This window comes from Sphingobacterium sp. 40-24 (assembly GCF_001899705.1).
In the GTDB taxonomy this organism is placed as follows: domain Bacteria; phylum Bacteroidota; class Bacteroidia; order Sphingobacteriales; family Sphingobacteriaceae; genus Sphingobacterium; species Sphingobacterium multivorum.
Genome location: NZ_MKWH01000054.1, coordinates 49,486 through 75,760, shown reverse-complemented (window position 1 = coordinate 75,760; position 26,275 = coordinate 49,486). Strand labels below are relative to the sequence as shown.

Genomic DNA, 26,275 nt, shown 5'->3' with positions numbered 1-26,275 from the left:
TTTTTCATGGTTCCCTGCTCTCGCGGTAACCGTCCCTCCCTTGCGGAGTGGTGCAAAGATAGGGAGTTTACTAACAAACTTCCAAGCCTTTTGTTTATTATTTTTTAATATTTAGGTTAACTAACTGTAACATTGAATGATTCATTTATGATAGCTATGCGTTAAGCCGTCCTATCAGGTAAAATCAACCAATTAAACGGCCAAGCTGCTTGCTATAAATTTCAGTTCTCCCCTTTCCTTAACAAGCAATTTCACCGCTAAAAGAGCAAGCTAAATATATTTTTACGACCTTCTTCAATATCAAATAAGGTCGCTATAGAAACAAAAAAGGTCCAGACGAATGTCTGGACCTTCCTATATAAAATAATCGAGTAACGATTAATCTTCTTCTTTCGAAGCCAACAATTGATCGTACTCCTCGCGAGAGCCCACAATTAAATTGCTGTATTGACGGATACCTGTACCAGAAGGGATCAAGTGACCAACGATTACGTTTTCTTTCAAACCTAATAAGTTATCACGTTTACCTGCGATAGCAGCTTCGTTCAACACTTTTGTGGTCTCTTGGAAAGAGGCAGCAGAAATGAACGATTTCGTACCCAATGAAGCTCTGGTAATACCTTGCAACAATGGACTTGAAGTTGCCGGAATTGCTTCACGAACTTCAACAAGTTTTAAGTCACGACGTTTCAGACTAGAATTCTCTTCTCTCAACTTACGTAAAGAAACAATTTGTCCCGGACGTAAGTTATTGGAGTCTCCTGCATCAACGACAACTTTCTTGTCAAACAAGGAATCATTTTCTTCCATGAAATCCCATTTGTTAACCGCTTCTTTTTCTAAGAAACGCGTATCTCCTGGATCTTCGATGTTAACTTTTTGCATCATTTGGTGAACGATCGTCTCGAAGTGTTTATCGTTGATCTTCACACCTTGCAGACGGTATACCTCTTGGATACCATTCACAATGTAATGTTGCACTGCTGATGGACCTTTGATCGACAAGATATCCGCAGGAGAGATCGAACCATCTGATAATGGCATACCAGCTTTCACAAAGTCATTATCCTGAACAAGGATATGCTTAGAAAGAGGTACCAAGTATTTCTTGATTTGACCATCACGAGACTCGATAGACATCTCACGGTTACCACGTTTCACACCACCCAATGTTACCACACCGTCGATTTCTGTTACAACAGCAGGGTTAGAAGGGTTACGTGCTTCGAATAACTCCGTTACACGCGGTAGACCACCTGTGATATCTCGCGTTTTACCCGTAGAACGAGGGATTTTAACAAGGATACCACCTTCTTTTACTGTTACACCATTAGCAACTGCAACGTGAGCGCCTACTGGGATATTGTAGGTACGAATAACCTCGCCCGATTTATCAAGAATCTTGATGGATGGGTTTTTCGTTTTATCACGTGTTTCAATAATTACCTTCTCTTTGTGACCAGTTTGCTCATCTGACTCCTCACGGAAGGTAACCCCTTCGATGATTGCATCAAATTCAACTTTACCGGCAAATTCAGAAATAATTACTGCATTATATGGATCCCATTCCACCAATTTATCACCTTTAGCTACTGTACCGCCATCCTCAACGAACAACTGTGAACCATAAGGGATATTTTGTTGGAATACAATTTTATTATGTGCATCAATAATCTTAACCTCACCAGAACGTCCTAAGACTACCTGATGTGTACCATTATCATTTGTTTGCGAAACAGTACGTACGTTTTCAAATTCGATTTTACCATCGTATTTAGAAATGATACTTGAATCAGCAGCAATGTTCGATGCCGTACCACCCACGTGGAATGTACGAAGTGTTAACTGTGTACCTGGTTCACCAATTGATTGAGCGGCGATAACACCCACAGCTTCACCTAACTGAACACGCTTACCTGACGCCAAGTTGCGTCCGTAACAACAAGCACAAACACCACGCTTAGACTCACAAGTTAATACCGTACGAATCTCAATTCCTTCGATACCTGCTTTTTCGATAGTTTCAGCAATTTCCTCAGTGATATCTTCATTTGCGGAAACGATCAATTCGTCAGTATCCGGATGAAGAACATCATGCAATGGTGTACGACCCAAAATACGATCGAACAATGGCTCAACAACATCGTCATTATCTTTCAATGCTGTTGTATAAATACCACGTAAACCACCACAATCTTGTTCCACAACGATCATATCTTGCGCTACGTCATGTAAACGACGGGTCAAGTACCCCGCATCCGCTGTTTTCAATGCTGTATCGGCAAGACCTTTACGCGCACCGTGGGTAGAGATAAAGTATTCCAATACGGACAAACCTTCTTTAAAGTTTGACAAGATCGGGTTTTCGATAATCTCACCACCAGAAGTACCTGATTTTTGGGGTTTCGCCATCAAACCACGCATACCACATAACTGACGGATCTGCTCTTTCGAACCACGGGCTCCAGAATCCAACATCATGTAAACTGAGTTGAAACCTTGATTATCATTCGAAAGAATATCCATAACGTGCGCCGTCAATCTGTTGTTGATACGCGTCCAGATATCGATGATTTGGTTGTAACGTTCGTTGTTTGTAATGAAACCCATGTTATAGTTGTTCATTACTTCTTCAACCTCGTTAGTTGCTTGTTGAATCAATTCAGCTTTCGCAGCAGGAATGTTCAAATCTTCCAAGTTGAAAGAAAGACCACCTTTGAAGGCTGTTTGATATCCCAATTCTTTCATATCATCCAAGAACTGTGCTGCACGGGCCATACCCGTAGTCTTCACAATTTCACCGATGATATTACGCAACGATTTTTTAGTAAGCAATTCATTGACAAAACCCATTTCATCAGGAACAACTTGGTTGAAGATCACGCGACCTACTGTTGTTTCTAACAAGGTATCAACGATGCTACCATCTTTTTGTCTAACTTTTGTTTTTACTTTAATCCAGGCATGAAGGTCAATTTGCTTCTCATTTAATGCGATGATAACCTCTTCAGCCGAATAGAAAGTCATATCTTGACCTCTTACGGTGTGATCGCCAGCAGTTCTACGGCCTTTAGTAATATAGTAAAGACCCAATACCATGTCTTGAGATGGTACTGTGATTGGAGAACCATTCGCAGGGTTTAAGATATTGTGCGCGCCTAACATCAAGATTTGGGCTTCCAAAACTGCAGCATTACCAAGAGGTAAGTGGACTGCCATCTGGTCACCGTCAAAATCGGCGTTGAACGCTGTACACACTAATGGGTGTAATTGAATAGCTTTACCCTCTACCAATGTAGGTTGGAAAGCCTGAATACCCAAACGGTGAAGCGTAGGTGCACGGTTTAGTAATACAGGGTGACCTTTCAATACATTTTCAAGGATATCCCATACCACAGGATCTTTACGATCCACAATTTTCTTAGCTGATTTTACTGTTTTTACAATACCACGCTCGATCATCTTACGGATGATAAACGGTTTGTAAAGTTCAGCAGCCATATCTTTAGGAAGACCACACTCGTGTAATTTCAAGTGAGGACCTACAACAATTACCGAACGAGCCGAATAATCCACACGCTTACCTAACAAGTTTTGACGGAAACGACCTTGTTTACCTTTCAAAATATCAGATAATGACTTCAATGCACGGTTACCTTCTGTCTTAACAGCGTTCACTTTACGTGAGTTGTCAAACAAAGAGTCTACCGCTTCTTGAAGCATACGTTTTTCGTTACGTAAGATTACTTCAGGAGCTTTGATTTCGATCAAACGTTTTAGACGGTTGTTACGGATAATCACACGACGGTATAAGTCATTCAAATCCGAAGTCGCAAAACGACCACCATCCAAAGGCACTAAAGGACGCAATTCAGGTGGAATGATTGGAACGATTTTCACAATCATCCATTCTGGACGATTCTCGATATTTTCACGTGAACTACGGAAAGCTTCAACCACATGAAGGCGTTTTAACGCTTCATTTTTACGTTGTTGCGAAGTTTCGTTAGCAGCTTGGTGACGTAAATCGTATGACAATTGATCCAAATCAATACGTTTCAACAAATCTTCCAATGCCTCAGCACCCATCTTAGCAACGAATTTTTGAGGATCGTTATCGTCTAAATATTGATTTTCTTTTGGTAGGGTATCTAAAATATCTAAATATTCTTCTTCAGTCAAGAAGTCCATAAAGTTGATACCATCTTCTTCCTTAATACCAGCTTGGATAACCACATAACGTTCGTAGTAAATGATCATATCCAATTTCTTGGTAGGAAGTCCCAATAAATAACCAATTTTATTAGGAAGAGAACGGAAATACCAAATGTGCGCAACAGGAACTACCAAGTTGATATGTCCCATACGCTCACGACGTACCTTTTTCTCTGTTACTTCAACACCACAACGGTCACACACAATACCTTTATAACGGATACGTTTGTATTTACCACAGTGACATTCGTAATCCTTTACAGGACCAAAAATACGCTCACAGAATAAACCGTCACGTTCCGGTTTGTAGGTACGATAGTTAATCGTTTCCGGTTTTGTAACTTCACCACTTGAGCGTTCCAAAATAGTTTCTGGAGAAGCCAAGCTGATCGTAATCGAAGTGAAGTTGCTTTTAATTTTATTATCTTTTTTGTAAGACATACTTATTCAAAAGTTAAAGCTTTATAAAGAAGCTTTGAAGGACTGAGCCCTTCAAAGCCCTAATTGCTTAATTAATCCAATGTGATATCTAGACCCAATCCACGTAGCTCGTGTACCAATACGTTGAACGATTCTGGTACCGATGGTGTCGGAAGGTTGTTACCTTTTACAATAGCCTCGTAAGTTTTGGCACGACCAACCACGTCATCCGATTTCACAGTCAAGATTTCTTGAAGGATGTTAGATGCACCGAATGCTTCCAATGCCCAAACCTCCATCTCACCGAAACGTTGACCACCGAATTGCGCTTTACCACCTAGAGGTTGTTGTGTGATCAATGAGTACGGACCGATTGAACGTGCGTGCATTTTATCATCAACCATGTGACCTAATTTCAACATGTAGATTACACCCACTGTCGTTGGTTGATCGAAACGGTCACCCGTCAATCCGTTGTACAAATATGTACGTCCTGATTTCGGTAAACCAGCTTTCGCAACCCAATCCTGTACCTGATCCATTTCAGCACCATCAAAGATAGGTGTAGCAAATTTCACACCTAATTTTTGACCAGCCCAGCCCAATACGGTTTCGTAGATCTGTCCCAAGTTCATCCGTGAAGGTACCCCGAGTGGGTTCAACACGATATCAACTGGTGTACCATCTTCTAAGAATGGCATATCCTCATCACGTACAATACGTGCAACGATACCTTTGTTACCGTGACGACCGGCCATCTTATCCCCTACTTTCAACTTACGTTTTTTAGCAACGTAAACCTTAGCCATCTGCACAATTCCTGATGGAAGTTCATCACCGACAGATACTGCGAATTTATCACGTTTAAACGAACCTAACTCTTCATTAATTTTAATGTTGTAATTATGAAGGGCCATTTTGATCAACTCGTTTTTATCTTCGTCAGTTGTCCATCCCATTGGGTTGATGTTGTTGTAATCTAATTCAGCTAGAATTTTTTGTGTAAACTTAGCTCCCTTAGCAACCAACAACTCTTTATAGACATTGTATACCCCTTGGCTAGTTTTACCATTCACTACAGTGAATAATTTTTCAACCAAGCGGTCTTTCAATGATTTAACTGCTCTATCGTGAGCAACCTCTAGTTTCTCTAAAGTTTTACGTTCAACCTCTTTAGACATTTTCTTCGCACGCGAGAATAACTTCGTATCGATAACAACACCTTTTAATGAAGGCGGAGTTTTCAATGAAGCATCTTTCACGTCACCAGCTTTGTCACCGAAGATTGCACGTAACAATTTCTCTTCTGGAGAAGGATCAGATTCACCTTTAGGTGTGATTTTACCAATTAAGATATCACCGCCACCAACTTCAGCTCCGATACGGATAATACCGTTTTCGTCCAAATCTTTTGTCGCTTCTTCAGATACGTTAGGAATATCAGCTGTTAACTCTTCTTCACCACGTTTCGTATCACGAACTTCAAGTTCGAATTCTTCGATGTGAAGAGAAGTAAACCAGTCTTCTTTCGCTACACGCTCAGAAATTACGATCGCATCCTCAAAGTTATATCCTTGCCAAGGCATGAACGCTACTTTCAAGTTACGACCTAATGCCAATTCACCATTTTCAGTCGCATAACCTTCACATAATACCTGTCCTGGTTCAACTCGTTGACCTTTCTTAACGATAGGCTTCAAGTTCATACATGTATTTTGGTTGGTTTTCTTGAATTTGATCAATTTATACGTTTTGACATCATCATCGAATGATACAAGACGATCATCGTCGTTTCTGTCGTAACGGATCTTAATTTCATCAGCATCTACATATTCTACTACGCCATGACCTTCGGCATTGATCAAGGTACGTGAATCTTTTGCAACACGACCTTCAAGACCAGTACCTACGATAGGAGCTTGTGGACGCAATACAGGCACAGCCTGACGTTGCATGTTCGATCCCATCAATGCACGGTTGGCATCATCGTGTTCCAAGAAAGGAATCAACGAAGCCGCAATAGAGGTAATTTGGTTTGGAGCAACGTCCATATAATCAAGCATATTAGGCTCGATAATTGGGAAGTCACCCTCATATCTGGCTTTCACTTTCGCATCTTCGAAATTACCTTTGTCATCATACAAAGCATTCGCTTGTGCAATTGTTTTACCATCTTCATCCTCAGCAGATAAGTATACTACAGGTTCATCGACCACAACAACCCCATCTTTAACCTTACGGTAAGGAGTTTCAATAAATCCTAAGTGGTTGATTTTCGCGTGTACAGCCAATGAGGAGATCAAACCGATATTTGGTCCCTCTGGTGTTTCGATTGTACAAAGACGACCATAGTGTGTATAGTGAACGTCACGAACCTCGAAACCTGCGCGCTCACGGGAAAGACCACCTGGACCTAAAGCTGACAAACGACGCTTATGCGTGATCTCAGCAAGAGGGTTAGTTTGGTCCATGAACTGAGACAACTGGTTTGTACCAAAGAAAGAATTGATTACAGATGAAAGAGTACGTGCATTAATCAAATCTGTTGGTGTAAACACTTCGTTGTCGCGAATATTCATACGTTCGCGGATTGTACGCGCCATACGAGATAGACCTACACCAAATTGAGCATATAATTGTTCACCTACAGTACGTACACGACGGTTTGATAAGTGGTCAATATCATCCACCTCGGCTTTGGAATTGATCAAGTTGATCAAATACTTAACGATTGCGATGATATCTTCACGTGTCAGGACTTTCGTGTCATCAGGAGTACCCAATTTCAACTTACGGTTGATACGGTAACGACCTACATCACCCAAATCATAACGTTTATCAGAAAAGAATAAACGGTCAATGATACCACGAGCAGTTTCCTCATCTGGTGGTTCAGCGTTACGCAATTGACGATAGATATGCTCTACCGCTTCTTTTTCTGAATTGGAGGTATCTTTTTGTAAAGTATTATATATAATAGAATAATCGGCATTATTTGACTCATCGTCTTTGGCTAAGATAATAGACTTAACACCAGCTTCGATGATCAGATCAATGTGATCTTCTTCTAGAACAGTTTCACGTTCAAGGATAATTTCATTACGGTCGATAGATACCACTTCACCAGTATCCTCATCTACGAAATCTTCTACCCATTTTTTTAATACCCTAGCCGCAAGACGACGGCCAACATATTTTTTAAGACCAGATTTACTAACTTTTACTTCATCAGCTAGGTCAAACAATTCTAAGATATCTTTATCCGAATCGTAACCGATAGCACGCAATAAGGTAGTTACTGGGAATTTCTTTTTACGGTCGATATAAGCATACATAACGTTGTTTACGTCTGTCGCGAATTCGATCCAAGATCCTTTGAAAGGAATTACCCTTGCAGAATAAAGTTTAGTACCATTTGTGTGTCTACTTTGACCAAAGAAAACGCCCGGTGAACGGTGTAATTGCGATACGATGACACGCTCTGCACCATTTACCACGAAAGTACCTTTAGGAGTCATATAAGGGATAGTCCCTAAATATACATCCTGAACAATAGTTTCGAAATCTTCGTGTTCTTCATCATTACAAGATAACTTTAACTTAGCCTTTAAAGGAACGCTATAAGTCAAGCCGCGTTCGATACACTCTTGGATATCATAACGTGGTGGATCAATGAAATAATCCAAAAACTCTAGCACAAAAATGTTTCTTGAATCAGAAATAGGGAAGTTTTCCGAGAATACCTTGAACAGCCCTTCCTGATGGCGGTTGTCAGAAGTAGTTTCTAATTGAAAAAACTCCTTGAAAGATTCCAATTGCACATCTAAGAAATCTGGATATTCCAATACTTTCTTACTTGTTGCAAAGTTTATTCTTTCTTGTTGAATATTATTGTTTGCCAAGGGAATATGAATTTTAGTTTTAAAAAAACTGCGCTTACATTTATGCTGTAAACCACGTGTCCACTGTGCCCAGCATATACACAGCATAGTGGCGTATTGATATAAATAGGAATAGACTCTGACGAAAAATCGTCAGAGTCTAAACCTTTTCGGGCTAATTAGTTGAGATTATTTAATCTCAACAACAGCACCAGCTTCTTCTAATTGTTTTTTCAAAGCTTCTGCTTCGTCTTTAGATACACCAGCTTTTAATTCTTTAGGTGCTCCGTCAACTAAATCTTTAGCTTCTTTCAAGCCTAATCCAGCTAAATCTTTAACCAATTTAACTACAGCTAATTTTTGACCACCAGCTTCTTTCAAGATAACGTCAAATGAAGTTTTCTCTTCTGCAGCAGCAGCACCACCTTCAGCTGGAGCAGCAGCTACAGCAACAGCAGCAGCAGCAGGCTCGATGCCATACTCGTCTTTTAAGATATCAGCTAATTCTTTAACTTCTTTTACTGTTAAGTTAACTAACTGTTCAGCAAGTTGTTTTAAATCTGCCATTTTATTTTGAATTTTTGAATGTACTTTATAAAAATTGTTAATTAAATTGTAACGAATGTTTCTGTTCTAGAGGATTCGTTAACCTCTTTCTTCTAAAGCTTTTACTAAACCTGCAACAGTATTTCCTCCTGATTGAAGAGCTGAAATAACATTTTTCGCAGGAGATTCCAAGGCTGCGATAACATCCGCAATAAGCTCGTTTTTAGATTTAAGATTAACTAATGCAGTTAATTGATTATCTCCAACGAATGCAGTTGCTTCAATGAAAGCCGCTTTTAACAACGGTTTTTCACCTGATTTACGCAATTCTTTGATTAATTTCGCAGGTGCGTTAGCGACTTCTGAAAACATCATTGTAGACGCTCCTTTAAGCGTTCCAAAGATTTCTTCTTCATCAACACCAGCTTCGATTAATGCTTTCTTGATTAAAGTGTTTTTTACAGCTTTAATTTCGATGCCTTGTTCAAAACATTTACGACGAATGTTATTCACTTTTTCAACTGACAATTCAGCAGTATCGGTAATGTAGAAGTTACCGTAAGATTTAATCTGTTCGGCCAAAGCTAGAACAATTTCTTGTTTTTCTTCTTTTCTCATGATTAAATACCTGCTACTGATTTAGTCTCAATATGAATACCAGGACTCATAGTTGAGGAAATGTGAATACTTTTAAAGTAAGTTCCTTTAGCTGCAGATGGTTTCAAACGAGCTAGAGTTTGTAATACCTCTAGTGCGTTATCATATATCTTATCTGCATCGAACGACGCTTTACCAATAGAAGTATGGATGATACCGGTTTTGTCAACTTTGAAATCGATCTTACCACCTTTTACATCTGTTACAGCTTTACCAACTTCTGTTGTAACTGTACCAGTTTTAGGGTTAGGCATCAAGTTTCTTGGACCTAAAATACGACCCAATTTACCAACTTTAGCCATAACACTAGGCATAGTAATAATGATATCAACGTCAGTCCAACCACCTTCAATTTTGCTGATGTAATCATCTAAACCTACGTAGTCTGCACCTGCCGCTTTAGCTTCTTCTTCCTTATCAGGAGTACATAAAACTAAAACACGAACAGTTTTACCAGTACCGTGAGGTAATGTTGCAATACCACGAACCATTTGATTTGCTTTACGAGGATCTACGCCCAAACGAACGTCGATATCCACAGAAGCATCAAATTTGGTCAATGAGATTTCTTTAACTAAAGCCGAAGCTTCTTTCAAAGAGTATGCTTTACCAGCTTCAATTTTGGATAGTGCCGCTTTTTGATTTTTTGTTAATCTAGCCACTTTTCTTAAATTGATTTCTTAATTAATTGTTCCAAGGAGCATTACCTGATACAGTAATACCCATACTACGTGCTGTACCAGCTACCATTCTCATAGCAGCCTCTACAGTAAATGCATTTAAATCAGGCATTTTATCTTTAGCGATTGTCTCAACTTGTTCCCAAGTGATAGCCGCAACTTTTTTACGGTTAGGCTCGCCAGATCCACTTTTTAATTTAGCAGCGTCTTTCAACTGAACTGCTACCGGTGGAGTCTTGATGATAAAATCGAATGATTTATCAGCGTAAACTGTAATGACAACAGGTAATACTTGACCTGGTTTGTCTTGCGTACGAGCGTTAAACTGCTTACAGAAATCCATGATATTCACACCTTTAGCACCTAATGCAGGTCCTACTGGAGGTGAAGGATTCGCAGCTCCGCCCTTAACTTGTAATTTTACTAACGCACTGACTTCTTTTGCCATTTTGTTTTGAATTTAATTTTGTTAAATGTCTGTTAGTAAGTTGGAAGCAAATAACGTAACATTCATCGGCCAGGACGTAACACCCCAACCGAGGTGCAAAGTTAATAAGAAGATTTGAATCCTGCAAGTATCTAACTTTTAATTTTTCAGGAATTTATGTTTTTTTTATCCCTACCTAGATCCGACATCCTATTACAAAAAAATAATCTTAGCACTTTTCTAAAAATTAAGGCTAAAAAAATCGGTTTTAACGAAGTCACATCAGCTCTACTGCCTTTTAATAATCTTCAACACCTTATCCAATACCGGATCTTTCCCTTTGAATACATCATCAACATTTCGTACAATGGAAACATCCGGCATAACACCCCGTCCAGCTTCGCTTACATGATAATAAGGCTTCACGTCCATTAAGCCAAAGCGCCACCTTAAATGGGAGTTTGGCAGTTTCAGTACAGGAAGAACTCCCGCAACAGTACCACTAGCAGCCCCGCCAGTCTCTTCACCAAAGAAAACAGCACGTTTCCCAACTTTCAGATTTGTAGCAATCAAACTCGCTGCAGAAAAAGTCCCGCCATCGATCAATACAAATAAATCACCGCGATAGCGATTCGCCTTTGATTTTTCAATTTTGCTTCCCGTAAGATGGGTATAATTTATCCCATCTTTGGAAAACGTCTTTGCCCAAGATACTACAGCACTTGGTATAATAAATGGTGATAAAACGGGATAAGACCAGCCTGGCAATCCTTTTACCTGATAAAACGGCAAGTTGAACTTTGAGCTGATCACTGCCGGCTGAACAAACTGGAATTTATCCGCTTCTACCAGATAGCTATATAGTTCACGAACATCGGACAAACGTCCGCCCAGATTGCCACGAAGATCCAAGATCAGGTATTGAACCGAATTAAGCTCCAGTCGATCAAAAATCCTTCTATAGGCTTTTTTTGGACGCCCATAGGAAAAATCGACCACCTTCAATAAAGCAATACTGCTATCGCCTTTGACAGGGAAAGAGAGCTGTTTGCTCATTCTTTTTAGATTGGTATTATAGCCGAATATCTTGCGCTGCTTTTTCGTATCGGACTTCTTTTCGATTGGCTTATCCTTCTTTTCCGAAGGCTTTTTATTCGGTTTTTCCGTAGCCGCATGGCTTGTCCCGACCTTTCCCTTCTGTTCAGGTGCTTCAAATCTTCTGACAACAAACCGCTCATACGTACTATCAGCACGAGAAAACACCACAGCAATAGAATCTCGATACCCCAATTCCAATTGGTAATACCGCGGTAATAAACGTTCAAAAGCCTGATCTATAAATGTTGTATTATACCCATCCGAGGTAAAGCTTGGGCGATATTTTGTGTACAAATTTTGAGGCTGTATCCCTTCAATAGCTAGAATTTTTGAACCGACAATCAGCGTTGAATCTGCCGTTCCATTTTTTGAAAGATACAATGTATTTTCTTGCCAATGAAATCCCAATTGTGAGAAGGGGCCCTTACTTTTTTGGTAACGTACTTTATCCTTACCTTTCGGGTCAAATTTGGAAATAAGTGGGCTTAAGGTCATATGTCCCTGCCGAACTTGAGACAGAACAGCTGCTAATGCCAGCTGAAACTGGTTGGGCAGTAAGGGTTGGCGGATCGTAGAACGGAGGCTATCAAACTTAGTCTTTAATTGATCTTCCCCTATATACAAAAAAAGGTCCGGATGCATTTTCCATAAGTTACGCTCAACATAGTTGATATCTTGCTGCATAGCTTCCACTGCCAGGGGAGTCTCGATAAATCGATTATACTTCTCGACATTTGCACAGCTCAACAATGTCAGCACATAAAACAATGCGAATAGATAAATACCTGGCCTTTTCATTTATGGTAAGATACAAAAAAAAGCCTTCCAATTTTCATGAAAAGCTTTTCTCTATCGTTAATTACTAATCTTACTCTTTTTCTACTTGCATGTAGTTCAGTTCAAGTGGAGTCTTACGACCGAAGACTTTCACCATGACGATTAATTTCTTTTTATCTTCGTGGACTTCTTCGATCTCTCCAGTAAATCCGTTGAAAGGACCATCGTTTACTTTCACTGTTTCACCCACATAGTAAGGAACGTTAATGGTTTCACCTTGTTCTGCCATTTCATCCACTTTACCTAAGATACGATTCACTTCTGCTTGGCGTAAAGGGACAGCATTACCAGCTTTATCTCCCAAGAAACCAATGACGCTATTGATATTTTTGATGATGTGCTCCAACTCACCGTCAAGAGCTGCTTCCAATAAAACATAACCAGGGTAGTAGTTACGTTCTTTAGCAACTTTCTTTCCATCGCGCATCAAGTAGTATTTTTCCATTGGAATCAACACCTGAGGAATCAAGTGCTCAATACCTAAACGGCTAACTTCGGCATCAATATATTGCTTTACTTTCTTTTCTTTACCACTTACAGCACGAACTACGTACCACTTTAAACCTTGATCTGCCATAAATAAATACGATTGAAAAATTAAGAAGCAATACCGTACAAGAATTCTAACCCTACACTTGAAGCTTTATCCATTACAAAGACAACCAATGCAATAAGAAGAGACGCAACAAGCACAATAACAGCTGAACTTTGTAACTGAGACCATGTAGGCCAAGTCACTTTCTCAGTGATCTCTACATAAGAGTCTTTAAAAAAATCAAGTACTTTTGCCATTTTAGTTTATCTGTTTTTATAAGCACGGGCACCAGGACTCGAACCCAGACCAAAGGTTTTGGAGACCTTCGTTCTACCTTTAAACTATGCCCGTGTATTCTTATTTTGTGATGCAAATATAGTGTTTTAAACCACTTTCTGCAAATCTTTTTTTACTTTTTTTTATTTTAATCCGATAAATCGCTTATCGAAAAAATAAGCTAATCAACCTCAGTCGATTAGCTTATTCTATGTGATTCTAAATCTTTATTAAAGACTAGATAATTTCAGTTACCTGACCAGCACCTACTGTACGACCACCCTCACGGATAGCGAAACGTAGACCTTTTTCCATTGCAATAGCAGAAATTAATTTCACGCTGATTGTAACGTTATCACCTGGCATAACCATTTCAGTACCTTCTGGTAAAGAGATCTCTCCAGTTACGTCAGTTGTACGGAAATAGAATTGAGGACGGTATTTGTTGAAGAATGGAGTGTGACGACCACCTTCAGCTTTTGACAATACGTAAACCTCAGCTTTGAAATGATCGTGAGGAGTTACTGAACCTGGTTTACAGATAACCATACCACGTTTGATATCAGTTTTCTCAATACCACGTAACAATAAACCTACGTTATCACCAGCCTCACCGTAATCTAAGATTTTACGGAACATCTCAACACCTGTTACTGTAGATTTCAAGTTCTCAGCACCCATACCTAAGATCTCAACTGGATCACCAGAGTTGATTACACCTCTTTCGATACGACCTGTAGCAACTGTACCACGACCTGTGATCGAGAATACGTCTTCTACTGGCATCAAGAAAGGTAAGTCAGTCAAACGTGGAGGAATTGGAATGTAGTTATCTACAGCATCCATTAATTCCATGATTTTCTCAACCCACTCAGGCTCACCGTTCAATGCACCTAAAGCAGAACCTTTGATTACAGGGATATCATCACCAGGGAATTCGTAGAATGATAATAACTCACGAACTTCCATTTCAACTAAGTCTAACAACTCAGGGTCATCAACTAAGTCAGTTTTGTTCATGAATACTACTAACGCAGGAACACCTACTTGGCGAGCCAACAAGATGTGCTCACGAGTTTGAGGCATAGGACCATCAGTCGCAGCAACTACGATGATAGCACCGTCCATTTGAGCAGCACCAGTTACCATGTTCTTAACGTAGTCAGCGTGACCTGGACAGTCAACGTGTGCATAGTGACGGTTAGCTGTAGAATATTCTACGTGTGCAGTATTGATTGTGATACCACGCTCTTTTTCTTCAGGAGCAGAGTCAATTGAATCAAATGAACGAGCTTCTGACAAACCTTTATCAGCCAATACTTTAGTGATAGCAGCTGTAGTTGTAGTTTTACCGTGGTCAACGTGACCGATAGTACCAATGTTTAAGTGTGGTTTACTACGGTCAAATTTCTCTTTTGCCATGTTTATGCGAATTAGTAATTATAAATTATTTCTATTTGTTATATACTCTTGCTTAACTTTTACACAAGTACGAGCCAAAGATGGGATTTGAACCCACGACCTCTTCCTTACCAAGGAAGTGCTCTACCCCTGAGCTACTTCGGCTTACTAAAAAACCTTATTTACGTATTAATGCCCCCACCTTTAGATACATTATTATCAAAGAAGATAGAGACTAAATTTAATACTTGAAAAATTTGAGCGGAAGACGAGGTTCGAACTCGCGACCTATAGCTTGGAAGGCTATCGCTCTACCAACTGAGCTACTTCCGCTTAATAATTAGAAACTAGAGTAAATCTAACACCCTAATTAAAATAAAGTGTGGAGGGAGAAGGATTCGAACCTTCGAAGCCGAAGCAACGGATTTACAGTCCGTCCCATTTGACCGCTCTGGAACCCCTCCAGACCTGTAACTTTTGTTACATTTAGAGCCTCTTATCGGAATCGAACCAATGACCTACTGATTACAAGTCAGTTGCTCTACCAGCTGAGCTAAAGAGGCTTCTAATATCTTTATTTAAACTTACATTCTATCAACGTCTGACCAAGTATTTCTACCTTTTCAGCGAGTGCAAATATCGAATTTACTTTTGATTTCTGCAAGTTTATTTTTTATTTTTTTTCATTTAAAGAACTAAGCAAACTTTCGTTGTTTTGAACCGTTGTTCCCTTGTTTGCTGATGCAAAGATAGACACAAAACTCACTTTACAAAAATATTTGTCAAAAAAAAAAGACAGTTTTTGGCAATTATACTGATATGCAGCACAATAATTTTTGATTGCATATTTACCTGTTTTGGTTATTTGGCTAATATACTATCTTTGGGCATGCAAATTTTACCGCAATCACTTTCAAAACTTACCCGATACTCCGTACTATTTACGGTACTTTTAATGGGATCGGCCGAATTGAAAGCTCAAAATATTATTCAAAAATTGAGTAAAAAATTTCTTTCCGCTGAAAGAGATTCTACACGTTCCGGTAGTTTTATGGTTTTACCGGCCGTTGGTTATGCGCAGGAAACGGGCGTTGAATACGGCCTGGCGAGCGCTTATAATTTTTATCTGGACAAATCTGATCCCAAAATCCGCACCTCCACGGTCATGGTCATGGGAACCTTTACATCCAATAGTCAGTCCAATTTCAAACTGCAGACAGATCTTTGGACTAAAAACAACGACTACCATCTGATTAGTGAAATGCGTTACCGTAATTGGCCCTTTAACTATTATGGCGTCGGTATGGACACCTGGAAGGCAGATGAAGAACGCATTGATCAAAAATTATTTCGCGTCAAACTCGAAGCTGAGAAAAAAATCAGCAACAACCTCTATTCGGGCATCAACATTCAATACGACAACTTCACCATTCGTAGCGATAGTGCCGATCGTATTTTCAATCATTCCGATCTTATTGGAAAGCATGGCGGGCAACAGCTACTTGTAGGTATTTCGCAATTGTTTGACAATAGGGATAACGTTTCTTATACAACAAGGGGGTATTATGCTAAATTGCGACTGGCCTATGCTCCAAAGTTATGGACAAGTACTGATTTTACGGGGGCAAACCTCGACGTGGATCTGCGTGGCTTTATTCCCCTGCACAACCAAGTCACACTGGCCCTGCAAGGAATCTTTCGTTCCACATTTGGAAAAACCGTCCCATTTTACAACTACCGTGAGCTCGGTGGAGACATGATGATGCGCGGATATTACCTCGGACGTTACCGGGACAAGAATTACCTTGCCTCCCAAGCTGAACTGCGTTATCGCTTTCATCCACGCTTTGGTATTGTTGGTTTTTCAGGGCTAGGATCAACCTTTTCAAAGGAAAATAGCAGCCGATATGTCGCAAGTTATGGCGGTGGCTTAAGATATTTCTTTAGTCTCGAACACAATAGCAGCATACGCTTTGATTATTCCTTTGGCGAACAAAGACCTGGAGAAAAACGACAATCGGGTTTCTATCTGTCCCTAAGTGAAGCTTTTTAATAAACAAAAGCATCCATAAATATATGGATGCCCTTGTTTATTCTTGCCGAATGACAGCTACCTGTTCCTCTTCGCTCTCCTCTCCTGTATCCTTAAACTTCAGATAAAATATTTAATGCCTTAGGGAACGTGGCCCATGACTGCCTATCGACAGCCAAAAAATGGTCGAAACAGTAGCCTAAAATCGTATCAGAAAATGCTCTTTTCGTTGTTCTTTTCTAAAGTAAACCAACCCAATTCGGTATAGATCTATGGTAACCACAACACGATTATCCTGTTTCAGCTTGTTCCAGTAGGCTTCCCTTTTCGCTGACACATGGGGTTCGTTTATAATCAATAGATCTCGATCGCCAACATTTCCCAAAAAATTCAGGTCAAGATCGTCCAGGTCGATATAATAAATATGTCGGTACGCATAGCTTCCGCATTGGTCCTGCAGAAGACTCTGATAACTTTCGATCGGACGATCGGCCCAATAACTAAAATTGTCGTAAGCGAATGTGTTTAATAACCGATCGATTAATGCATACTTTTTCTGCTCTACCTTGCTTCCGTTTTGAATAGTTTGCGGTAATTCCGAAACGCTCTCCTTGGATGTCTTTTGATAGATCACTTCGTCTACCAATTTATAAACAAAAGGAGAATGGGTCCCATGGCGACTATGGGATACAAAATAATGCCGCCAATACTTAAGCATGTAGTTCATTTCGCTGCAAACATCGCTAAATTTTATGATTTTTCACATGGAACATCAGGTTTAATTCCACTGAATACATACGGTTAAATTAGCTAGGCTACATAATATCTTTAAAACTGGAGAACAAAAACACTCCCTTTTCCTTCCGTACTATTGAGGAAAATAGTACCCTTGTGCAAAAGCATGATCTGTTTACTTAGGGTCAAGCCGACTCCTGTACCCGTCTTCTTTGTTGTAAAAAATGGTGTAAAGATCTGCTCCTGAAGATCGGCAGGAATTCCTGCCCCGTTATCTTCAATCCTAATCTGCACCTTGCCGTCCACTTCAAGAGCAGATAAACTAATATAGGCTTCTTCCCTATTTTTAACCGCATCTATCGCATTCAACATTAAGTTAATAATAACCTGTTCGATCAAATTGACGTCGGCAGATAAAATAAGCCTTGTATTTTTTAGGATAATATCGACATCAATATTTTTCTGGATCAAGGTTGGTTCAAGCAGTTGATAGATATGTTCAAACAGCTGTGAAATTTGAATCGGTGCTAGCTGAGGCTGATCGACTTTATTGATCATGCGATAACTCTTCGCAAAATGCAAAAGTCCTTCGCTACGACGTTTGATGGTGGAAATGCCTGTTTTTAGATCATCAATATCTTCAGTTCCTTTGAAATGGTCCAAACGACCGTTTAAGGTTTCAGCCAGTGAGCTGATCGGAGCAATGGAATTCATAATTTCATGCGTCAGTACGCGCAATAATTTGTGCCATGCCTTTGTCTCAGTTTCATCAATTGCTTCATTGATATTTTGGTATACAACAATGCGAAACAAAGCATCCTGTGTCTCAAAGCTTGAGCTTTGAATCAATAATTTAATCTTCCCTTTACTTGACTGAACGGACTCCATCTGCTGCTGTCCGTTTTCAAGTAACATGGTTTTTTCATAAAGATCATTGTTTTTTTTCTTCAGTCCCGTGATGTTTCCAAGATGTGGCAAATGAAATAGCTGCTTGAAAGCATCATTCACCCACATGACCTTACCGCTATCCATCTCATAAAAGATAATCGCCGAATTCAGCATATTGATCACACGGTCCAGGTATTGATGCTGAATTTCCTGCTTAATACTGATCTCCTTATATGTTTCGTTGATCTGATTAAAGGCAAGGAAAAGCTTTCCTTCTACTGATTTTGTGTTTTTCACCAAAAAACGTCTGGTAAAATCACGGTATTTGACCGCTTCGGAAAATTCAATCAACTGCTTGGCCAAAAAATTATATTGTGCATATAGGTTAAAACCCAGGTAAAGCATCACACAGAAGATCAAAGCCGCCTGTACGTATTCACGTTTTAGTAGAAAATAAGCACTCACAAGAGCAGCTATCAACAGTAATATAATCTTGATCGCATTTAAGATTTTTCCGTGCCTCATCGACTAAATATCATATTTCTCCAAACGTCTATAAAGCGCAGCTCTTGTCAGTCCCAATTCCTTTGCTGCCTTACTGATATTTCCGTTGTAACGCTCAATCGCAGATTTGATTGCTTTACGTTCCAATTCTTCCAAATTTTGACTGCTAGCGCTAGTTTCAACAACGTGGTTATCTACTTGCTGTTCGATCGGTGAGAAGAAAAGGTCATTTCCGGCGATACTAAGCTGATCTGCCATAATAACAGCACGCTCGATGCTGTATTGAAGTTCCCGGACGTTGCCCGGAAAATGATATGCGCACATTTTTTTAACCGCATCCGGTTCAAAGCCTTCAATCCGTTTATTGTATTTTTTCGAATAGATATCGAGAAAATGATCAGCCAATAGCTTGATATCCTCTCCCCGTTCACGCAATGGTGGTACCTGAATTTCCACGGTATTGATCCGATAAATTAAGTCTTTTCGAAAACGGCTTTCATCTGCAAGCTGTTTCAACGGCACATTGGTTGCTGAGATTAAGCGAATATCCACCGGGATCGGTTGATAGGAACCCAACGGTGTCACCTGTCTATTCTGGAGTACGGTCAACAATTTAGCTTGTTGCTGCAAAGAGATATTTCCAATTTCGTCGAGGAACAATGTCCCTCCATTTGCCGCTTCAAATCGCCCTTGACGGTCTTCACGTGCATCCGTAAATGCCCCCTTTTTATAACCGAAAAGCTCACTTTCAAACAATGTTTCTGTCAGCGCCCCGACATCGACCTTGACATAAGTCCGATCTGAACGCAAGGATCTTCGCTGAATGGCTTGAGCAATGAGGTCTTTCCCTGTCCCATTTTCACCTAATATTAAAATATTTGCATCTGTCGGCGCTATTTTCTCCAATTTATATTGCAGTTCGTCCATAACAACAGAGTTACCAATCAAATCAGGACTGTTCGCACTACTGAGCAGGGAACTTTTACTTTTCTTTTCTTTGTTTTTTGATTCAGCAAGCGTGCTTTCGATCGTCGCCAATAAATGCTCATTTTCCCAGGGTTTCACGACAAAATCTGACGCCCCCTGTTTCAGCGATTTTACAGCGAGATCTACAGCTCCATAAGCGGTAATCATAATGACATGTACCTGTGGAAACTTTTCTTTAACCCGGGACAACCAATATAATCCCTCATTACCAGTATTAATTGTACTTTTAAAATTCATATCTAAAAGTACCAGATCATAAGGTGTCTTCTCCAGATGTGCGATTAAGTTCTCCGGATTGGGTTCAACTTGAATATGACTAACTTTAGGTTTAAGCAAGATTCTTGCCGCAGTTAATAAATCCTGGTCATCATCAACGACTAAAATAGATGCTTTTTTCATACTTACTGACTTCATTGAAGATACTAAGATAATTATAAATTCAATGAGCCTGCGTAATAATCATTGATATATTTTTGCAGCAGCCATTCATACTGCTTGACGACCAATTGAATCTGACTGTTGTCGAATTTCGTTTTTGCGGTCAAAAAAATCACTGAATTACTGTTTCCCAATTCGAAAACGACTTTGGCTATGCGAAAAGACTCCGCGTAGTTTTCATTTTGACTACGTAATTGTGTAATCATGTTACTTGCGTTCTGCAAATTAAAAACCGCATTGGACGTCGCCGACCGTAAAACATTTTGTTGGATCTCTTTCTGAAATTTAGCAGCTTGTAGATCTAATTTTGCCAGGCGGACGTTGTTATATACTTGCAAATGATTAAAAATGGGAATTGAGAGATTTAGAGAAATAGATTTTCCCACGTTATTACGCATTTGGGACCAATACGTTCCTTGAATCCCCAATTTTGAATAATTTGATCCTAAGCCAGCGCTCAGACTCAAAGACGGGTAATAGTATGATTTCGCAATCTTAATATCCCGCTCCGCCACTTTTATCCGATAATCCAAAGCTTTAATATCAGGCAATTGGTCGACAGCCATATCATATAATTGCTTCTCATCCAAACGCTGTCCTGTCTCATTTATTCCGATATTGTCCAATTCCCCTAATTGATTTTCCGCCATATTCAATAAGGCCGCCAGTTTCACCCGGCTACTGTATAGTAACTGACGATTATTTTCAATCGTGTTGACATCATTTGCCAGTTGTCCTTTCAAATCAAAATAATCCCCAGGGTTAATTGCGCCTTCCTTATGCATGCTCTCCGCACGTCTGACCTGCTCTCGGGTTACTTCAGTCTGCATTTCGGATTGCCGCAATATATCCTGGGCAGTCAAACTTTGAATATAAGCGGTAATAACATCTAGTTTTAGGTTATTAATCTGCGTATCAAAAGTCAATTTACCAGCTGTCTTTGCATCAGCACGCATCCGAATTTCGTTAAATAGACGAAACCCTCTAAATAACGGCAGGCTGGCTCCCAAAGAAAAATTCCCTGTTGAGTTGTTGGATGAAATATATTGAAGGGTCGAGTTATCCTGCGATCTACCTGAGGTCAGGCTATGTTGTAGGCTCGCATCGACATCGGGAAGTCTATTCGCTTTAGCCTGTGCCAAATTCACCTCAGCACGCTTCACATCGAGTTCATTCTGCAATAAGGTTGGATTGGCCTTTATGGCCAACTGGATACACTCAGCTAAGCTCCGCTTGGCAATTTGTTTATCGTCGACCGCTGCAATTGTTGCTGTCCCCGACACTCTTTCCGTTAGTTGCTGCTCCGTCTGTTGCGCCCCTGCCTTAGCATAACTCAATAAAAAGCATAATGTACTATATATATAAACTCTCTTCATATCCAGTTTTTATTTTCTTGCTGACCATCGCCATGCCAAACAACAAAAACACTAACTATCAAACAGATACAAAAAACATATTTTCAAAAATGTTCATTAATGAACAGTCGGTGTGCGTAGTTGGACAATAAAAATCCACAAGAGTATAAGTAGGAACATGATGGAAATCAAGTTCAGTATTTATTCGTTTATTCAATGGATATACATCGGAGTTTCTTCGGTTTTTATTCGCTTTCATCCGCATGAGGTCCGAATAAGGTCCCTATAAAGTCCGTATTAGTTCCGTGCAAATTAAGAGAATTGATATATTTAAATTGAAGATTCTTATCCGTTGCAACTTAATAAACTATACATAAATCAATGTGTACTCCAATAGAACTAACGTACCTTACCACAACCTGTGGTTATATTTGCTCAAAGCACTTCAGTTGCCACAATAAACAGCGAAAAACTTCCAGTTGTACGTCTTCGTACAAGAAGTGTCCGCTATCGAACACCGAGCGCCAAACAAAACAAAATAAACAACTATAAATCAGTAAATTAAATTATTGGCACAGCTTTCATAGTTACATACAAAATTGATATTAAATTATGGACAGACCTTTAGAAAAGAAGAAGTGGAATAGCAAACGTATCATGACTATTGTGGGGGTTGCTGGCTTAGCTGGCTTAATCAGTGCCAGTTTCTATTTTACCTCCGGCAAAAGCAAACTGAATGTTGAAGCTGACCGCATCTCTATTGTCGAAATAAAAAATGGAAACTTTCAAGAATTTATCCCGATAAATGGCACCGTGCTTCCTATTAGTAGTATATACCTCGATGCTTCTGTTGGCGGACGCGTCGAAGAAAAATTTGTAGAAGACGGGGCTATCTTAAAAAAAGGGGATGCAATCATGCGTCTTTCCAATACCGATCAGGAGCTTACCCTGGTACAACAAGAAACGCAAGTGCTCAATCTATTGACACAGTCACAAATTGCGCAGACCAATGCACAACAAGCATCAATTAACAACCGCAACCAAATGGCTGATGTAGAACAGGCCTATCGGGAAGCGGAGCGGATCTATAATCTAAACAGAAAATTACTTAACGAAAAAGCCATTGGTACACAAGAGTTCGAAAAATCAAAGAACGAATACAACTATCAAAAAGAACGGGTCAACTTGACCAAACAGATCCTGAAACAGGACGAAATCTCCAATGCACAAAAAACCAATCAGGACAAACAAACTTACCAACGCACTCAGAGTGCATTGGAACTGATGAAAAGGAAAATTGGCGACTTGATTGTTAGGGCACCTGTTGACGGGCAATTGACCGCCTTCGATGCAGAGATCGGGCAAAATAAAAACGCCGGGGAACGATTGGGACAAATCGACGTCTTAACAGGATTCAAAGTGCGCGCTGACATCGATGAACATTATATCAACCGTATTTTCCCAGATCTACAAGGGGAGTTTTCTATCGGTGAAAAAACCTACAAACTCCGTATCAAGAAAGTCTATACACAAGTCACCAATGGCCGATTCCAGGTTGACATGGAGTTTATCAATGATGTTCCCAAAGGGATCCGCCGTGGACAGACTTTACAAATACGTTTGGCATTAAGCGATGAAACCAAAGCGTTATTGCTGGCAAAAGGCGGTTTTTATCAACAGACCGGTGGTAACTGGATCTTCAAATTGGATAAAAATGGAAGTACAGCATATCGTGTCGATATCCAATTAGGAAGACAAAATCCGGAATATTATGAGGTTATCAAAGGTCTACAACCGGGCGATAAGGTTATCGTATCGAGCTATGAGACCTACGATAAGGTGCAAGAGCTAAATATTAAAAAGTAACATCCTAGCGGTTATCGAGCACATCATATCTCTCGATAACCGCTTTTATCATACGACTTAATTATGATTAAAAACTTTATTAAAACCGCACTTCGCAACCTTTGGAAAACCAAGGGGTACAGCTTTCTTAATATTTTTGGATTGGCGGTCGGTATCGCTGCGGCATCGTTGATTTTTTTATGGGTTGAAAGCCAGTTGGGCTACAACGATAATTTCGCCAACAAAAAGAATATCTATGTTGTCAAATCAAAACAGACTTACGATGGTGCTACTTATGTATTCGAATCGACACCTGGACCATTTGCCCAAAGCGTAGCAAAAGAAATACCCGGTATTAAGCATGCCGTTCGCATGAGCTGGAATTCGCCCATGTTATTTTCTGTAGGAGACAATAATATATTTCAGACAGGGGTATATGCCGATGGCTCCATTGCAGATGTGCTTTCCTTGGATTTTTTGGAGGGTGATCGAAATACCGCCTTCGATCAGGTCAACAATATCGTGTTATCAGAAACAGCTGCCCATAAATTATTTGGTAACCGCCCGGCATTGGGAAAAACCGTCAAAACAAACAATACTGAGCCATTTATTGTTGCAGGGGTAATCAAGGACCTACCCAAAAATAGCAGCTATGATTTTCAATGGCTGATTCCTTTCAAAAAGTTTGAAGCTGGTCAGGATTGGTTGGAAAACTGGGGAAACAATGGCGTACAAACATTGGTTCAGGTCGAAGATAATGCCAATGTTGACCAGATCAACAAACAGATGATGGATTTTGTCAAACGCAAAACCAATGGTGAAGTCACGTTCTCACAAAATTACCTCTATCCAATGGAACGTTGGATTACGTACAACCAATTTGACAATAGCGGAAATGAAATAGAAGGCGGTATTAAAAATATACGTCTATTTACCTTTATTGCTTGGGTTGTTCTATTAATTGCCTGCATCAATTTTATGAATCTCGCAACAGCAAGGTCAGAAAAAAGAGCAAAAGAAGTGGGTATGCGTAAAGTTGTTGGCGCAAGCCGCAAATCTTTAGTGACGCAATTCCTAGGGGAATCGCTCGTATTGGCAACCATCTCTTCCTTGGTAGCCTTGTTGCTGATTTACATCTTTATCGGTCCTTTCAATGCAATGATAGGCCAAGAGCTGAAGGTTAATTTATCGGCACCTTTACACCTCCTTTTTCTGTTGGTAATTACCCTTGCCTGTGGCCTATTTGCAGGTAGCTATCCCGCATTTTTCCTATCCGCATTCAAACCACTAACGACAATTAAAGGTGCGAAGCAAAAAGCCGGAAGCGGAAGTCTTGTACGCAAAGGATTGGTGATTTTACAATATACGGCATCCGTCGTTTTGATTATCTGTACCATTATTATCTACCAACAGATTCAGCACAACAAGAACAGGGATCTCGGATTTGATAAGAGTCAGGTGTTGACAACAGCGCTACAAGGCGATATGGCCAAACATCTCCCACTGATTAAAAATCAATTATTGGCAACAGGAGTTGTGCAAGAGGTCGGTGTCAGTGATATGAGTATACTCAATATCAACTCCAATACGTCCGGTTTTAGCTGGGATGGAAAAGATCCAAATGCTAGTATTTTGATTGGCATGTTACGTTCTGATGAAGGTCTTATTCCAGCTTTGGATCTAAAGCTTTCTGACGGTAGAAACTTCCATCAAAATTTTGTAGGTGATAGCACCTCGGTTATCATCAACGAAGCATTTGCAAAACTGATCAAAAAAGATGGCCTTGTGGCCGGTAGTATCATCAGTTACGGTGAGGAAAAGTTCACCATCGCCGGTGTCGTCAAGAACTTCGTTTATAACAATGTGTATGCCGATCCTGAGCCGATGCTATTTCTACCGATGAATAGAGATAATGGCATCATGACCATCAAGACAAAGGCTGGAGTAGATTTACCAGATGCCATTCAACAAATCGAGAAGGTCATCGTCAAAAATAACCCGGGCTTCCCCTTTGACTATAAATTTTTAGATGATAGTTTCAATAATAAGTTTAAAGCTGAGCTTTTTGTACAGCAACTATCCAGTGTATTTGCACTGATGTCTATCATTATATCCTGCCTAGGCCTGTTTGGTTTAGCCGCCTTTGCAACAGAGCAACGCGCAAAAGAAATCAGTATTCGTAAAGTCCTGGGGGCCTCTGTTTCGGGACTTATCCAAATGCTCAACCGTGAATTTGTTACGCTTATAGCGATCTCCTGTATCATTGCCTTTCCTATTGCATGGATGATTATGAGCAAATGGTTAACCAACTATGCACATCATGTAGAGATTTCCTGGACCATCTTTGTCATCAGTGCTGTAGCAGCAATTGTAATTGCCCTACTGACGATCAGTTCACAGGCATTTAAAGCAGCGATAGCCAATCCGACGAAGACTTTAAGAGATCAATAAACAATTAAATAAACAGAATTTAATAACAGAAATAATAACTGTCCAAGGCAATATCGCCAAGGATCCA

The 26,275-nt window shown here is 39.9% G+C and carries 17 protein-coding genes and 5 tRNA genes; 3 read left to right on the top strand and 19 right to left on the bottom strand.

The window, feature by feature from the left end:
* Positions 1–378: 378 nt before the first annotated feature.
* The 15 genes from rpoC to BGP15_RS19335 form a co-directional block, all read right to left on the bottom strand.
* Complete coding sequence (rpoC, locus tag BGP15_RS19405; RefSeq protein ID WP_112373726.1) at positions 379–4,656, bottom strand: DNA-directed RNA polymerase subunit beta'; 4,278 nt, start codon at positions 4,654–4,656, stop codon at positions 379–381.
* 71 nt (positions 4,657–4,727) lie between these two features.
* Positions 4,728–8,537, bottom strand: coding sequence for a DNA-directed RNA polymerase subunit beta (gene rpoB, locus BGP15_RS19400; RefSeq protein WP_046672286.1), 3,810 nt, complete (start codon positions 8,535–8,537; stop codon positions 4,728–4,730).
* Between the two features lie 168 nt (positions 8,538–8,705).
* Positions 8,706–9,083: a 50S ribosomal protein L7/L12 gene (gene rplL, locus BGP15_RS19395; RefSeq protein WP_002992785.1), complete on the bottom strand. Its 378-nt coding sequence runs from the start codon at positions 9,081–9,083 to the stop codon at positions 8,706–8,708.
* Positions 9,084–9,161: 78 nt separating this feature from the next.
* Positions 9,162–9,680, bottom strand: a complete 519-nt coding sequence (gene rplJ, locus BGP15_RS19390) for a 50S ribosomal protein L10 (protein WP_046672239.1) — start codon at positions 9,678–9,680, stop codon at positions 9,162–9,164.
* A gap of 2 nt (positions 9,681–9,682) precedes the next feature.
* Positions 9,683–10,381, bottom strand: coding sequence for a 50S ribosomal protein L1 (gene rplA, locus BGP15_RS19385; RefSeq protein ID WP_046672240.1), 699 nt, complete (start codon positions 10,379–10,381; stop codon positions 9,683–9,685).
* A 22-nt stretch (positions 10,382–10,403) separates the two neighbouring features.
* Complete coding sequence (gene rplK / locus BGP15_RS19380) at positions 10,404–10,847, bottom strand: 50S ribosomal protein L11 (protein ID WP_028072660.1); 444 nt, start codon at positions 10,845–10,847, stop codon at positions 10,404–10,406.
* 267 nt (positions 10,848–11,114) lie between these two features.
* The gene (locus tag BGP15_RS19375) at positions 11,115–12,722 is read right to left on the bottom strand and encodes a S41 family peptidase (RefSeq protein ID WP_286770542.1); all 1,608 of its coding nucleotides are present in this window, start codon (positions 12,720–12,722) and stop codon (positions 11,115–11,117) included.
* A 70-nt stretch (positions 12,723–12,792) separates the two neighbouring features.
* Positions 12,793–13,338: a transcription termination/antitermination protein NusG gene (nusG, locus tag BGP15_RS19370; protein ID WP_046672242.1), complete on the bottom strand. Its 546-nt coding sequence runs from the start codon at positions 13,336–13,338 to the stop codon at positions 12,793–12,795.
* Positions 13,339–13,358: 20 nt separating this feature from the next.
* Positions 13,359–13,553, bottom strand: coding sequence for a preprotein translocase subunit SecE (secE, locus tag BGP15_RS19365; RefSeq protein WP_028072657.1), 195 nt, complete (start codon positions 13,551–13,553; stop codon positions 13,359–13,361).
* A gap of 23 nt (positions 13,554–13,576) precedes the next feature.
* Positions 13,577–13,647: transfer RNA gene (locus BGP15_RS19360), tRNA-Trp, on the bottom strand.
* A 162-nt stretch (positions 13,648–13,809) separates the two neighbouring features.
* Positions 13,810–14,994 carry an elongation factor Tu gene (gene tuf / locus BGP15_RS19355; RefSeq protein ID WP_075991174.1) on the bottom strand — a complete coding sequence of 395 codons (1,185 nt, stop codon included), beginning with the start codon at positions 14,992–14,994 and terminating at the stop codon, positions 13,810–13,812.
* Positions 14,995–15,066: 72 nt separating this feature from the next.
* Positions 15,067–15,138 (bottom strand) — tRNA-Thr (locus tag BGP15_RS19350).
* A gap of 95 nt (positions 15,139–15,233) precedes the next feature.
* Positions 15,234–15,306 (bottom strand) — tRNA-Gly (locus BGP15_RS19345).
* A 50-nt stretch (positions 15,307–15,356) separates the two neighbouring features.
* Positions 15,357–15,437, bottom strand: a tRNA-Tyr gene (locus BGP15_RS19340).
* Between the two features lie 26 nt (positions 15,438–15,463).
* A tRNA-Thr gene (locus BGP15_RS19335) sits at positions 15,464–15,536 on the bottom strand.
* Between the two features lie 326 nt (positions 15,537–15,862).
* Here BGP15_RS19335 and BGP15_RS19330 point away from each other — a divergent pair.
* On the top strand, positions 15,863–17,026 hold the full coding sequence (locus BGP15_RS19330) for a BamA/TamA family outer membrane protein (protein ID WP_286767379.1): 1,164 nt from the start codon (positions 15,863–15,865) through the stop codon (positions 17,024–17,026).
* A gap of 178 nt (positions 17,027–17,204) precedes the next feature.
* Here the strand turns inward: BGP15_RS19330 and BGP15_RS19325 are convergent, their stop codons facing one another.
* The 4 genes from BGP15_RS19325 to BGP15_RS19310 all read right to left on the bottom strand — a co-directional run bounded on the left by BGP15_RS19325 (position 17,205) and on the right by BGP15_RS19310 (position 21,933).
* Positions 17,205–17,723 carry a hypothetical protein gene (locus tag BGP15_RS19325; RefSeq protein WP_286752375.1) on the bottom strand — a complete coding sequence of 173 codons (519 nt, stop codon included), beginning with the start codon at positions 17,721–17,723 and terminating at the stop codon, positions 17,205–17,207.
* A 110-nt stretch (positions 17,724–17,833) separates the two neighbouring features.
* Entirely contained in the window at positions 17,834–19,153 is a 1,320-nt protein-coding gene (locus BGP15_RS19320) for a sensor histidine kinase (protein ID WP_286752374.1), read from the bottom strand.
* A gap of 3 nt (positions 19,154–19,156) precedes the next feature.
* Positions 19,157–20,518, bottom strand: a complete 1,362-nt coding sequence (locus tag BGP15_RS19315; RefSeq protein ID WP_286770541.1) for a sigma-54-dependent transcriptional regulator — start codon at positions 20,516–20,518, stop codon at positions 19,157–19,159.
* 32 nt (positions 20,519–20,550) lie between these two features.
* On the bottom strand, positions 20,551–21,933 hold the full coding sequence (locus tag BGP15_RS19310) for a TolC family protein (protein ID WP_112373732.1): 1,383 nt from the start codon (positions 21,931–21,933) through the stop codon (positions 20,551–20,553).
* A 591-nt stretch (positions 21,934–22,524) separates the two neighbouring features.
* Here BGP15_RS19310 and BGP15_RS19305 point away from each other — a divergent pair.
* Complete coding sequence (locus BGP15_RS19305) at positions 22,525–23,778, top strand: efflux RND transporter periplasmic adaptor subunit (protein WP_286770540.1); 1,254 nt, start codon at positions 22,525–22,527, stop codon at positions 23,776–23,778.
* Between the two features lie 63 nt (positions 23,779–23,841).
* Positions 23,842–26,208: an ABC transporter permease gene (locus BGP15_RS19300; protein WP_286770539.1), complete on the top strand. Its 2,367-nt coding sequence runs from the start codon at positions 23,842–23,844 to the stop codon at positions 26,206–26,208.
* The last annotated feature ends 67 nt before the right edge of the window (positions 26,209–26,275 follow it).

Bases quoted from the DNA above. Each gene is read 5' to 3' on its own strand.
- BGP15_RS19330 (WP_286767379.1), top strand. From the start codon at position 15,863: ATGCAAATTTTACCGCAATCACTTTCAAAACTTACCCGATACTCCGTA.
- BGP15_RS19320 (WP_286752374.1), bottom strand. From the start codon at position 19,153: ATGAGGCACGGAAAAATCTTAAATGCGATCAAGATTATATTACTGTTG.
- rplJ (WP_046672239.1), bottom strand. From the start codon at position 9,680: ATGAGAAAAGAAGAAAAACAAGAAATTGTTCTAGCTTTGGCCGAACAG.
- nusG (WP_046672242.1), bottom strand. From the start codon at position 13,338: ATGGCAGATCAAGGTTTAAAGTGGTACGTAGTTCGTGCTGTAAGTGGT.
- rplL (WP_002992785.1), bottom strand. From the start codon at position 9,083: ATGGCAGATTTAAAACAACTTGCTGAACAGTTAGTTAACTTAACAGTA.
- BGP15_RS19310 (WP_112373732.1), bottom strand. From the start codon at position 21,933: ATGAAGAGAGTTTATATATATAGTACATTATGCTTTTTATTGAGTTAT.
- secE (WP_028072657.1), bottom strand. From the start codon at position 13,553: ATGGCAAAAGTACTTGATTTTTTTAAAGACTCTTATGTAGAGATCACT.
- BGP15_RS19300 (WP_286770539.1), top strand. From the start codon at position 23,842: ATGATTAAAAACTTTATTAAAACCGCACTTCGCAACCTTTGGAAAACC.
- BGP15_RS19305 (WP_286770540.1), top strand. From the start codon at position 22,525: ATGGACAGACCTTTAGAAAAGAAGAAGTGGAATAGCAAACGTATCATG.
- BGP15_RS19375 (WP_286770542.1), bottom strand. From the start codon at position 12,722: ATGAAAAGGCCAGGTATTTATCTATTCGCATTGTTTTATGTGCTGACA.
- BGP15_RS19325 (WP_286752375.1), bottom strand. From the start codon at position 17,723: ATGCTTAAGTATTGGCGGCATTATTTTGTATCCCATAGTCGCCATGGG.
- rpoC (WP_112373726.1), bottom strand. From the start codon at position 4,656: ATGTCTTACAAAAAAGATAATAAAATTAAAAGCAACTTCACTTCGATT.
- BGP15_RS19315 (WP_286770541.1), bottom strand. From the start codon at position 20,518: ATGAAAAAAGCATCTATTTTAGTCGTTGATGATGACCAGGATTTATTA.
- tuf (WP_075991174.1), bottom strand. From the start codon at position 14,994: ATGGCAAAAGAGAAATTTGACCGTAGTAAACCACACTTAAACATTGGT.
- rplK (WP_028072660.1), bottom strand. From the start codon at position 10,847: ATGGCAAAAGAAGTCAGTGCGTTAGTAAAATTACAAGTTAAGGGCGGA.